Annotated in this window: 10 protein-coding genes; 2 read left to right on the forward strand and 8 right to left on the reverse strand. The window is 63.8% G+C overall.

Annotation, left to right across the window (positions count from 1 at the left end; translation table 11 throughout):
* Positions 1–3: 3 nt before the first annotated feature.
* A complete protein-coding gene (gene ftsZ / locus MESCI_RS25950) occupies positions 4–1,038 on the reverse strand; it encodes a cell division protein FtsZ (RefSeq protein WP_013532929.1) in 1,035 nt (344 codons plus the stop codon).
* Between the two features lie 483 nt (positions 1,039–1,521).
* Here ftsZ and MESCI_RS25955 point away from each other — a divergent pair, with 483 nt between their 5' ends.
* Positions 1,522–2,877, forward strand: a complete 1,356-nt coding sequence (locus MESCI_RS25955; RefSeq protein ID WP_013532930.1) for a glutamine synthetase family protein — start codon at positions 1,522–1,524, stop codon at positions 2,875–2,877.
* 6 nt (positions 2,878–2,883) lie between these two features.
* Here the strand turns inward: MESCI_RS25955 and cuyB are convergent, their stop codons facing one another.
* From cuyB to MESCI_RS25975, 4 genes are all read right to left on the reverse strand, one after another.
* The gene (gene cuyB, locus MESCI_RS25960; RefSeq protein WP_013532931.1) at positions 2,884–3,681 is read right to left on the reverse strand and encodes a cysteate racemase; all 798 of its coding nucleotides are present in this window, start codon (positions 3,679–3,681) and stop codon (positions 2,884–2,886) included.
* Positions 3,678–4,949, reverse strand: a complete 1,272-nt coding sequence (locus tag MESCI_RS25965) for a dicarboxylate/amino acid:cation symporter (protein WP_245268569.1) — start codon at positions 4,947–4,949, stop codon at positions 3,678–3,680. The genes cuyB and MESCI_RS25965 overlap by 4 nt, the downstream gene beginning before the upstream one ends.
* 92 nt (positions 4,950–5,041) lie before the next feature.
* Complete coding sequence (locus MESCI_RS25970) at positions 5,042–5,881, reverse strand: substrate-binding periplasmic protein (protein ID WP_064995078.1); 840 nt, start codon at positions 5,879–5,881, stop codon at positions 5,042–5,044.
* 204 nt (positions 5,882–6,085) lie between these two features.
* Positions 6,086–6,775, reverse strand: a complete 690-nt coding sequence (locus tag MESCI_RS25975; RefSeq protein WP_013532934.1) for an SDR family NAD(P)-dependent oxidoreductase — start codon at positions 6,773–6,775, stop codon at positions 6,086–6,088.
* A gap of 371 nt (positions 6,776–7,146) precedes the next feature.
* On the opposite strand from MESCI_RS25975, the gene MESCI_RS25980 reads away from it, so the two are divergent.
* A complete protein-coding gene (locus MESCI_RS25980; RefSeq protein ID WP_013532935.1) occupies positions 7,147–8,262 on the forward strand; it encodes an anhydro-N-acetylmuramic acid kinase in 1,116 nt (371 codons plus the stop codon).
* Here the strand turns inward: MESCI_RS25980 and MESCI_RS25985 are convergent.
* Genes MESCI_RS25985 through MESCI_RS25995 form a run of 3 tightly spaced genes read right to left on the reverse strand, consistent with a single transcriptional unit; the run spans position 8,259 to position 12,024 of the window.
* Positions 8,259–8,681 carry a GNAT family N-acetyltransferase gene (locus MESCI_RS25985; protein ID WP_013532936.1) on the reverse strand — a complete coding sequence of 141 codons (423 nt, stop codon included), beginning with the start codon at positions 8,679–8,681 and terminating at the stop codon, positions 8,259–8,261. The genes MESCI_RS25980 and MESCI_RS25985 overlap by 4 nt on opposite strands.
* Positions 8,678–10,069: a sigma-54-dependent transcriptional regulator gene (locus MESCI_RS25990; RefSeq protein ID WP_013532937.1), complete on the reverse strand. Its 1,392-nt coding sequence runs from the start codon at positions 10,067–10,069 to the stop codon at positions 8,678–8,680. The genes MESCI_RS25985 and MESCI_RS25990 overlap by 4 nt, the downstream gene beginning before the upstream one ends.
* On the reverse strand, positions 10,066–12,024 hold the full coding sequence (locus MESCI_RS25995) for a sensor histidine kinase (RefSeq protein WP_013532938.1): 1,959 nt from the start codon (positions 12,022–12,024) through the stop codon (positions 10,066–10,068). Before MESCI_RS25995 ends, MESCI_RS25990 begins: the two co-directional genes overlap by 4 nt.
* Positions 12,025–12,193 lie beyond the last annotated feature (169 nt).

Genomic DNA, 12,193 nt, shown 5'->3' on the forward strand with positions numbered 1-12,193 from the left:
ACACTATTGAAGCGTCCGCGCCGGCTGACCGGCGTGGTCGCGCGCGATGCCGGCGTCGGCATCCTCGGCGCCAAAAGCACGGTCGAGGCCCGTCGCCACGACCGAGACCCTGAAGCGGCCTTCCATGCCCTTGTCGAAGATGGCGCCAACGATGATGTCGGCATCCTCGTAGACCTCTTCGCGAATGCGGGTGGCGGCCTCGTCGACTTCAAACAGGGTCATGTCCCTGCCGCCCGATATCGAGACCAGCACGCCCTTGGCGCCTTTCATCGACACTTCGTCGAGCAGCGGGTTGGCGATCGCGGCTTCGGCCGCCTTCATCGCGCGGCCTTCACCGGAAGCCTCACCGGTGCCCATCATGGCGCGGCCCATGTCGCGCATCACGGATTTGACATCGGCGAAGTCGAGATTGATCAGGCCTTCCTTGACGATGAGGTCGGTGATGCAGCTGACGCCGGCATAGAGCACCCGGTCGGCAATGACGAACGCATCGGCGAAGGTGGTCTTGGCATCGGCGATCCTGAACAGGTTCTGGTTCGGGATGACGATCACCGTGTCGGCGCTCTCGCGCAGCCGCTCGATGCCTTCTTCGGCCATCTGCATGCGGCGCCGGCCTTCAAAGGTGAACGGCTTGGTGACGACGCCAACCGTCAGGATGCCGGCTTTGCGCGCCGCCTGGGCGATGATTGGAGCCGCACCGGTTCCCGTGCCGCCGCCCATTCCGGCGGTGACGAAACACATATGCGTGCCGGCCAGATGATCCATGATCTCGTCGAGCGATTCCTCGGCCGCGGCGCGACCGATCTCGGGAAGCGATCCGGCGCCCAGCCCTTCGGTGACATGAGCGCCAAGCTGGATCAGCCGCGTCGCCTTGGACATAGTCAGCGCCTGCGCGTCGGTGTTGGCGGCGATGAATTCGGTACCCTGAAGCTGCTCGGCGATCATGTTGTTGACGGCATTGCCGCCGCCGCCGCCGACGCCGATAACGGTGATCTTGGGTCTCATCTCGGAGATTTCGGGCTTCTTGAACTCGGCCATGCCTGTTTCTCCTTCGTCAATTGCGCGCGCTTCACGACCCACCCGCAGACTGCCTTGGGCATATTGCAATCGAGCGGCATGACGCGAATCAGTCCGTTGCGATGGGTACCCCAAAAAGCCAGACAGCGGCCAGAGGTGCAAGTGCATGCGAGGTCAAGATTTGTGATGACCGTTTTGCACAGCGTGGCTCGGGCGCTGCGTGCGCCAGATCTTACCGCAGCGAGCTCGCCGATCCCGCCGATAGCGGCTGCGCGCTGGTTTACCGGCTCGTGCTTGGCATTCCGCCCTCCAACCTCTATGTTGCGATCGCAGATCGCGCAATTGGTTTTGAAATGCCTCCCGACATACCAGCTAGTGACTTGAAAAAATAAGGAAAAGCGCTTGGCGACAGCCACGTCTGTTTTCCTAAAACTCACCAGCTATTTTTACCAGGGACGTGCGGCCGGTCAGGCTGCGGCACCTTCGAAAACCAGAGGTTTTAAATTGAGCGATGCAATTGCGGACGTTTTGAACTGGCTTGAAAGCAGAACCGACATCCAGAGCCTCAGGGCGGCGGTGTGCGACCTCAACGGTATCATGCGCGGCAAGCGCATTCCCGTCGAGCAGGCAAGAAAGGCGCTGGAAGGCAAGCTGCGCATGCCTTTTTCGCTGATCGGACTGGATGTCTGGGGCGAAGACATCGAAGGCAACAGCCTGGTTTTCTCGACCGGCGATGCCGATGGACTGTGCCAATGGACCGGGCGCGGCATTCTGCCGGTGGCCTGGACGGCGCATCCGACGGCACTTGTCCCGCTGTGGCTTGCCGACGAAAGCGGCGCGCCCTATCTCGGCGACCCGCGACGGGCGCTGGCCCGCATCCTCGATCGCTACAAGGCCCTGGGCCTGACCCCGGTCGCGGCAACGGAACTCGAATTCTACCTTGTCGATCCGCAATCGCAGCGGCCGGTCGGCCCTGTCTCGCCGGTGACCGGACGCCGGCTCGATTCCGACGCGGCGCTGTCGATCGACGAAATCGACGATTTCGAATCCTTCATCCATGACGTCTACGAGGCTTGCCGGACGCAAGGCATTCCCGTCGACACGGCCATCGCCGAAAACGGCGTCGGTCAGTTCGAGATCAATCTGAACCATGTCGCGGACGCGTTGCGGGCGGCTGACGATGCGGTGCTGTTCAAGCGCACGGTGAAGGGCATTGCCCGCAAGCACGGCTTTGCCGCCTGCTTCATGGCCAAGCCCTATGGCGACCGGGCGGGCAACGGCTTTCACGTTCATTTCAGCCTGGTCGACGGTGAAGGGCGCAACGTCTTCGACGACGGCACCGACCAGGGCTCGGAGACCATGCGCCATGCAGTCGGTGGCCTGCTTGCGGCAATGGCCGAGAGCACGCTGGTATTCGCGCCGCACTTCAATTCGTACCGCAGGCTGCGCCCAAGATCCTATGCGCCAACCGCGGTCGCCTGGGGCTATGAGAACCGCATGGTCGCGATCCGCATTCCGGGCGGACCGACCGCTGCTCGCCGTATCGAGCACCGCGTATCGGGAGCCGACGCCAACCCCTATCTGGTGCTCGCGGCCATATTGGGCGCCGCACTGACCGGCATCGAAAGACAGTTGTCGCCCGGTGATCCGATCGGCACAGACGGCCAGGGACTTCCGCCGGCAAAGCTTCCGCCGGACTGGGCATCCGCCATCGCCGCCTTCGAGAGCGGGACGCATGTGGCGGAGATTTTTCCAGCCATCCTGCGCGACTCCTTTGTGGCCTGCAAACGCCAGGAGCTGAACACATTCGCGCTCAATGTCAGCGACTTCGAGATCGAGACATACCTCGAGAGCGTCTAGATCGGGTTACGCCAGTACGGCCAAGCTGGCGCGCATCGGCCAATCATGTCCTGGCGGCCGCGATACGGTCGGCAGGCCTCGGGCTTCCTGCGTACCGAACCCTAATCGCGTCAGGCAGGCTCGCGCCAGGGCCGCATTGCTGTCGATGACGACCAATCCATTCACGTCGTTGAGGCTGGCAGCCACCACCGACAGTTCGGTGCAGCCGAGCAGGGCGGCATCGGCGCCGGTCGCTTGCGCGATGTCGAGCGCGCGCTCGGTTTCAACCGCCGCATCCACGATCGAACCCGCCTTGACGAGGCTGATCGCGCTGTCGACGCACGCCTGAAATTCGGTGTTCGAGGGAAGGCAGAGCTCAAATCCCGCCGCCGACATCCTGTCCTGATAGAAGCCGGAGACCAGCGTGCCCTGGGTGGCGAGAACAGCAACCCGGCCCCGCTCCAGGCTACGACGCGTCTCCGCCACCACGGCGTCGCCGATATGGATGATTTCCGCGCGCGAATTCGCCGCCAGTTGGTCGTACCAATGATGGGCGGTGTTGCACGGCATCGCGACGCAGGCGACGCCGAGCGCATTGAGCGTCGCGACCGCCGCTTTCAAAGGCGCCAGCGGGCCGTCATGGCCGGCAAGGATGGCTTCGGTCCTGTCGGGCAGCTGCGGTATGCTGAGGATCACGGCAGGCACATGTTCGTTGTCTCTGAACGCCTGGGTCATCCGGGTCAATTTGAAGTAGAAGTCAGCCGATGCAAGCGGCCCGAGGCCGCCGATAATGCCGAGCTGGGGACGGATGGTGTCGTCGATCATCCGGCAGGCTCGGCTTCGAGCTGTTCCGAGACGGTTTCAGGCTGTGTCGCCTCCCTGTGGCTGGGAGCGATCATTGCCGTGCTCGCTGCGACGGTGCAGACGCTGGCCAGCGTCATGAACGTGTCCACGGCCGCATCCACCGCAACGAACAGGGCGAACGCCGCCTCGAAGGGAAGCTTCAGGTAGCCGCAGACGATGGACATCTGCGACAGGATGAGCAGGCTGCCCATGCCGCCGGTGGTGAGCGCAAGAAGCGCCGAGATGATGCCGACGAGCACGAGGTCGGGGACTGCAAGCGGATGGCCGTAGAGCTGGGCGATGAACAGCGCACCCGAAGTGTAGAGCAGCGCCGGGCCTGTACGCAGCAAAGCCGCCTGCAGCGGCACCAGCAGTTCCACGACCACCAGGCTGAACCGCAGGCGCTCGCTCAAAAGGTTGATGACCCACGGCAGCGAGGCGACCGTAGAGCGTGTGGTGATGGCCACCATGAGAAGGGGCTGGCAGGTCTTGATCGTCGTCCAGTAGCTTCGTCGCGACCGGATGGCGATAATGGCAAAGGCCCCGGCTACGAATATGAGGCAGGAAAGACCCATCACCAGCAGGTAACCGCCCATCAGCGTGAGCGGCTTGGTTCCGGTCGACGCGGTCTGGTCCGCGATCAGGATGAAGGTTGCAAAGGGCAACCCCCAGATGAACCAGTTGGTCAGCACCGTACAGGCCCTGTAGACCGCGTTGAGCGCCTGCGTCAGGCTCATGGACGAGGGCTGGGGAATCTTTCCCATCGCGAGCCCGAAAAGCAGGCAGAACAGCAGAACCTGGATGGTCTGTCCCGAGGCCAGCGCATTGAAGACGTTGTTCGGCACCAGGTCGAGCAGGATCGAATGCCCGCCGCTGGGATCCCCATTGGAGGGCGGCGGCTGGAACGGGAAGGCGAGATCGGTGGACACGCTGCCTTGCGAATTGATGAACTCGCCAAGCTCGATGCGCGACTGGGGATTCTCGATCTGGCCCGGCTGCAGGATCAGCGACAAGGTGCCGCTCACCAGCACGGCCAGGAACGACACGACCAGCACGGCCATACCCACCTTACCGAGGTAGCGGACCGATTTCGGGTCCTGGACCATCGCCGTGATGGAGAAGATGACCGACGAGACCAAATAGGGCAGGACGACCATCTTTAGGAAATTCAGGTAGAGTTGTGCGACAGGGCTGATCGCATGGGCAAAGTCTGGATAGTAGAGGCCGCACAGGATTCCTGCAGCAATCATCGCAATCGTCGTCACCGGCGATCGCAAGATACGCCTTGCCGCGAGACGCCAATCGAAAGGCAGGGGTCCGGCTACGTCGGAGATGGCCATTGTCAGGCTTTGCTCCCCAGGCGATAGCGGGCGATGATCTCGTCCGTGTTGAGAATCTGCTGACCCCGAGCGAGGTCGAGATACAGATCGACAAAGGCCGCGAGATGCGGATTGTCCGGCCGCACGCCGACTGCGATCGTATCGACCTTGTCGGTCAGCGTGATGGAGCGCGCTACGACTGTCATCGACGGATCGTCGACCATCAGCTTCTTGATCTCGAAATCATCGCGATAGGCCATGTCGATCGTCCCGTTTCGGATCGCATCGATGATCAGGTCCCAGCTTGCCAAGCGATGGATTTGCGCATGTGGGAAAGTCGTGGCCGCATAAGTGGCGAAGGAAGAGCCCTCGATCACGCCGAGATCACCTGAGAAATCACGGACAATCTGTTCTGGCGGCTTGCCTTGCGCGATACGCGCCAGGTTGAGGCGGTTGGCGATCAGCCCTTGCCGCAGCATGGCGTAGGGGCGGGAATAGATGATCGACCGGCCGCGCTGAAGCGTCCTGCTGAGCTTGCCAATCGCCATGTCGGCCTGTCCGGAACTGACCTGTCTGACGATATCGTCGAACGTTGCGGCGGATCGGTCGAACACCGGCTCGACCCCAAGCGCCGCGGCGATGCCGTGGGCCAGTTCCATGTCTATGCCATTGTCCCCCGATCCGTCGGCCGGGAAGAACGGATTGGAAGCGAAGACCGGCATTGCGATGCGCAAGGCATCGCCGCTCGCGATCGGCTTTGGGGCGTTCTCCGCCTGCTGTCCTGGAGTGTTGGCCGCCCGGGCTTGCGAGATCAGCAACCCGCCGCTCCCGGCCGCAAGCAGTGTACGACGTGTAACCGGCATACGCGTTCTCAATTAGACCGGGAAAGCCAGCAAGATGCACAACCGACGTTAAACAAACGTATATATTACACTGGGCTTTTTTATGTATCGGATAAGCAGCTCAGAGCCACAAAATATTAGTATCGCCTAATGTAAAGGAATAGCGGAAGGACCGCGTTACTTCCCGCCAGGCGATCAGTTGGCCCTAGTCGATCAGCTGCACTGTCAAAACGTCTCTGCCCAGGGCCGCAGCTCAAGCTCCGAGCTCCAGGCGCTGCGATGCTGGCGATGGGTTGTAAGATAGGCCTCGGCGATGGCGTCCGGCGATAGACGGCGGTCCGGCCGGCCGGGATCGGCCACCTGTCCGGCCGGCTCGATCTGGCCGTCGATGATGAAGTGGGCGACGTGGATGTTCTGCGGAGCGAGTTCACGGGCCATGGATTGCGCCAGGCCGCGCAGGCCGAATTTCGGCATGGCGAAGCCGGCTGAGCCGGGAAATCCCTTCACGCTGGCGGTGGCGCCGGTGAACAGGATCGATCCGGAACCCCGCGCCAGCAGCCGGCGCGCCGCCTGCTGGCCGACCAGGAAGCCGCCATAGGCGCCGACCAGCAATGCCTGTTTGACCGCTTCGGCATCGAGCTCGGCGATCGGTCCGCGGGTGCGCGCGCTGGCGTTGAACACTGCAAGCGCCAGCGGGCCGGCCTTGTCTGCGGTGTCGAACAGGCTGGCGACGGACGCAACGTCGGCAACATCCGTCTCGACGGCCAGCGCCCCGGTTTCGTCGGTCAGAGCGCTGAGCTTCTCGACATTGCGGGCGGCCAGAACCACGCGAAAGCCTTCCCGGGTGAGAAGGCGCGCAAGCGAGGCGCTCAGACCAGCGCCGGCGCCTGCAATGACGGCCACATCGGATGCCATGATTTTTCACTCCTTGCGGATTTCGGCGGAAGCGTTCGCCAGATCAGGCAAGGTCGCGCCTTCGGGGCTGACAGGCAAGAGGTGGCATCTCGGCGGTTGTTGAGCCAGACGGCTGCAGAACCAACGTTGCGCGGTCCAGCATCGCCTGTGGCGCTACGAAGGCCGCTCGGCCTTCAGCACCGAGACCGCCGCTTCGACAGTGGCAAGGCCTGGACCTTGCCCGCCAACCGGATTCATCCGACCGATATTTTGACGGTAGAATCGTCAGGCTTCGCAAAGCTATCGGCGATCTCATCGATGGGGACTGGAGCATGGTCCCGAAAAGTGGGAAACGGTTTTCGGAAAAGATCATGCTCAACGAGGAAACGACTATGGAACCAATCTGGGCCGTCGGCCTGATGACCGGCACGGTGCTGGACGGCAACATCGACGTCGCGCTGATCAAGACCGATGGCGAGCAGATCGAGGATTTCGGCACCTATCGGTTGATGCCCTATCCCGCGTCGATCCGCTCGCTGCTGGAAGAGACGCTGACGGAGGCGCGGGCGTGGAATTTCGTCGGGCCGGAGCCGGCGATCTTCCGCACCGCGGAAGAAGCCCTGACGCGAGCGCAGTCGGCGGCGGTCAAGGAATTGGTCGAGAGCTATGGCATGACGATGGCCGACATCGGCGTCGTCGGTTTTCACGGCCAGACCGTGCTGCATCGTGCGCCGCAGGTCGGACGGCTTGGCCAGACAAGGCAGCTCGGCGACGGTGAACTGATGCACGCGTTATTGGGCACCAAGGTCGCTTACGATTTCCGTTCGGCCGACATGCGCGCCGGCGGACAAGGCGCGCCCTTGGCCGCGGCCTACCACACCGCGCTGATGCGCAGCGCCGGCGCCAGCGGCGAGGTGGCGGTGCTCAATCTCGGCGGCGTCGCCAACATCACCTGGTGGGACGGTGCCGACAATGTCGTTGCCTTCGATACCGGCCCCGCCAACGCACCGCTGAACGATTTCATCAAGTCGAAAGGGCTCGGCGAAATGGACCGCGACGGCGCGCTTGGCGGGGCGGGCAAGGTGGACGAGGAGCGCTTGGCAAAGCTGCTGCAGCACCCTTATCTCAGCAAAGCCTACCCAAAATCACTGGACCGTTTCGACTTCGGCGCGGCGATGGCGGACGGCCTAAGCGCCGAGGATGGCGCGGCGCTGCTCACCGCCTTCACCGCTGCGGCCGTCGGAAAGGCGCTCGACCTCTTGCCGCACCGGCCGAAGAAACTCGTGGTCAGCGGCGGAGGTCGCCATAATCCGACCATGATGGCGATGCTGGCCAGCCGCGCCGGCGTCGAGGTGGTGCAGGCCGAGAGCCTGGGCTGGAGCGGCGACGCGGTCGAGGCGGAATGCTTTGCCTTCCTCGCGGTTCGCGTGCTGCGCGGGCTGCCGATCAGTTTTCCGAGCACGACCGGCGCACCGCGGCCGATGCAGGGCGGAAAACTCGCCGGTTAAGCCAGTTTCTTCTGCAGGAAGATGCGGCTGCGGCCGACGGGGAAGTCGGCAAGTGTTCCAAAGGGCTGATAACCCTGGCGCTGATAGGCCTTGGCGGCATTCGGATTGAAGGTGTCGATCCAGGCGTTTCGACAGCCGCGCGCCACCGCTTCATGTTCGGCCGCGTCCAGCATCTTGCCGGCGATGTGCTGGCCGCGCAGCCGCTCATCCACCCAGAGCCATTGCACATAAAGCCAGCCCCAGGCGGTGTAACCGGAAATGCCGGCGACGACCGCGCCGGCGTCGTCGCGCACGAACACCGCAAGCGCTTGCCTTTCGGACGCGCCGACATCGCCGTCGTTGAACGCCGTCAGCCTTTCGCTGAGAAAAGTGAGGTCTTGCGGCGAGGGATTTGCCGTCGTTTGCAGTGTCGTGTTCATCGCTTTTCCGAGATGGGTTGCGTATCGGCATCGCCGCCATTGCGAAATTCGGACGCGGCAATGCCGTAGCGCTTGAGCTTGTCATAAAAGGTCTTACGCGGCACGCCGAGCGCGTCGATGGCGGCGCGCACGTCGCCGCCATGGTCGCGCAGCGCATCGCGGATCAGTTGCGCCTCATAGTGGCCGACCCGTTCGGGCAATGCTGCCGCAGGCTCCGGCGAATACGCGCGAACCGTTTTCATCTCCTCGTCCGGGCCGAGACCGAGCGCGACGCGATCGGCGAAATGGGCGAGCTCGCGCACATTGCCCGGCCAGTCATGCGACTGGAGATGATCGCTGACGGCTGCATTCACCTTGGCGACAGGCCGGCCAAACCGTTCGGCCGCCTTGCCGAGGAAATGCCCGAACAGCATCGGGATATCGCCGCGGCGTTCACGCAGCGGCGGAATGCGCAGCGTCACCACGTTGAGGCGAAAATACAGATCCTCGCGAAAATCGCCGCGCTGGTCCGGCCGCCCGAGATCGACCTTGGTCGCTGCGACGACCCTGAGATCGATGCGCCGTATCTCGTTCGAGCCAAGCGGCGTGAGGCTGCGCGTTTCGAGCACGCGCAGCAGCTTGACCTGGAGCGCAGGCGGCATGGATTCGATCTCGTCGAGAAACAGCGTGCCGCCGCTCGAATGCTCGATGCTGCCAATCCGCCGCCGCTGCGCGCCGGTGAACGCGCCAGCCTCGTGGCCGAACAACTCGCTTTCGATGACCGTCTCCGGCAGGGCGCCGCAATTCAGCGCCACGAAGGGTTTTGCGCGCCGCCGCCCCCAACGGTGCAGGAGGTCCGCCACCACTTCCTTGCCGGTTCCCGTTTCTCCCTCGACCAGCACATCGACATCCATGTCGGCGATCTGGCGCAAGGTCTCGCGCAACCGCTTGATGGCAGGCGCCTCGCCGATCAGCGGCAGGCCGTCGGCGGCCAATGCCGCGGCTTCGCGCAGCCGCCGGTTTTCCATCACCAGCCGCCGCTTTTCCGATGCCCGTTTCAGCGCCTCGACAAGGCGTTCTCCGGCATAGGGTTTCGGGATGAAATCGTAAACGCCGTCCTTGAGCGCGGCCACAGCGAGATCGACATCGCCATGCCCGGTAACCAGGATCACCGGTATATCCGCGTCGATCGCTTTGATGCGATCGAACAGCTGCAGCCCGTTCATGCCCGGCATGCGGATATCGCTGACGACGACGCCCTCGAAATTCCTGTCGACGACGGCAAGTGCTGCCTCGGCGGCGTCGAGTGCGACCACCGTGAAGCCGGCAAGCTCGAGCAATTGCGTGGTGGCATGAAGGAGGTCCGCATCGTCGTCGACGAGCGCGACCAGCCCTGATCCGTCTGTCATTCAATCCGCCTCAAATCGATGGTGAAGGATGCGCCGCTGCCATTGCCGGGATCGAGCCGCAGCGTGCCGCCCAATTCCTGGGCGATCTCCTGCGAGATCACCAGCCCCAGGCCAAGCCCCTTCTCCTTGGTGGTCTGGAACGGCATGAACAGATTGCCAGCCGCCTCCGGACCAAGGCCGGGTCCATTGTCGCGCACCGAAATCAGCACCCTGTCGTCGCGCTCGGCAAGTTCGATCTCGATGCGGGGATCGGGCTGGTCCTTCATCGCGTCCAATGCATTTTGCAAAAGATTGACCAGGATCTGCTCCAGCCGGATGCGGCTCGCCATGACCACCGGCGAGGCATTGCCGCGCGGCCTGACGATGGTGACGCCGGAATCGCGTATGCGGCCTGACAGCAGCGACAGCGCGCCGTCGATCGCCTCGCGCACCGGCAGCGGCGAAGCGGCGACGCCCGGCCGGCGGGCGAAAGTGCGCAAGGTGCCGGTGATCGCGCCGATGCGTTCGGTCATCGAAACGATCGATGTCAGATTGCCGCTGGCCGATCCGGTCTTGCCGCTGTCCAGAAAACGACCTGCATTCTCGGCATAGGTGCGGATGGCGGCGACCGGCTGGTTGATCTCATGCGCCACGCCGGCGGCGATCTGGCCGAGGATGGAAAGCCGGTTGGCCTGGGCGAGATCGTCGCGCAGTCGGCGGACCTTGGCTTCGGCATTCTCGCGCTCGGCGATTTCGCCGGCAAGTGCGGTGTTGGAGCGCGTCAGCTCGGCCGTTCGCGTGCTGACCCGGCTTTCGAGCTCGGCATTCATGCGCGCCAGCGCTTCCTGCCGCAGCCTGCGCGTTCGCCGGCGCCGGGTCAGCACGTAGGCAATCAAGCCTAGAAGCAGCAAGCCCAGGAGCGTGGTCAGGCGCGCCGTATTGGCGGCCGAGGAGAGAGCAGCGTCGGCGGGCGTCAGCAGCCACAGACGCCAGCCTGGGACTGCACCGGGCAAATCCTGCACCACCTCGACGAACTGGCGTGGTTTTCCGGCGTTGTCGATCGTCGCCAGGCCATCGCCGGCGCCGCGTCTGAACGGCAGCGGCTCGAAGGCAGCATCGGCCAATTGCAGTTGCTCATGGGCGGCGGCCACGTCCTCGGCCGACAGTGGTGCCAGCGCACGAAACCGCCAGTCGGGCTGGCTGGTGGCCAGCACGACGCCTCGTTCATCGGTGACAAAGACAAGGAAACCGCTGGAACGCCAATTTGCCTCGACGCCGTCGAGCTCGACCTTCAACACCGCAACGCCAAGCGGCTTGCCGTTATCGTCGACGCGGCTCGAAAGGTAGAGTCCCGGCCGTCCGCTGATCGTGCCGAGGCCATATTGGCTGGCAGCACCTTTCGCCATCGCCTCCTGAAAATAGTGCCGGAAATTATAGTCGATGCCGACAAAGCTGGTCGGTTCGCCGGCATTGCTGGCTGATATGGCGATGCCTGCCGTATCGATGACATAGATGGCGGAGGCCGAGGCATCGCCGGCAATCGCCTTGAGCTTGTCGTTGAGGGCCGCTTCTTGCATCTTCCCGGCCCGGCGCAGCGCGCCCCGCACAGCATCGTCGCGGGCCAGCACCAAGGGAACCAGGCGCTGCTTTTCGATTTCGCCGGTCAGCGTTCCCGCCGCCAGCGGCAGAGCGGCAAGTGCTGTGTCGCGCAGATTGTCGGCCGCCTGGCCGGAGGCGATGCGCCCGGCGATGGCGATCGCGCCAGCCAGGACGGCAAGGGCTGCGACCACGGCAAGCCAGCGGCCATCGCGCAGCCGGGCCACCGCCTCGCGCAGCAACTCACGGCCGGCAAACCCTTGGGATTCGCTATCGGTGCCTGCCTGCGGCGTCTGCCCTCTCCCTTTTCTTCGCGGCTTTCCGGTCAGTGTAATGCGAAAATCCGCCCAGGCAAACGCCACTTGTGCGGAAATCCGCACAAGTATTGTCCGCGCGACCTCTGACAAAGGCGGAAATCCGCGATTCCGGCCTTTCCCCGATCTGGCACGACGCTTGCAAAACTGTTTTCAGCGGCGTGCGACCGGAGCGCCGCGATGGGAGAAGTCACGCAGGCGATCCGTTTTCGCCCATCCGGCCAGGGAGAGTTCG

Source organism: Mesorhizobium ciceri biovar biserrulae WSM1271 (assembly GCF_000185905.1).
GTDB classification, from domain to species: Bacteria; Pseudomonadota; Alphaproteobacteria; order Rhizobiales; family Rhizobiaceae; genus Mesorhizobium; species Mesorhizobium ciceri.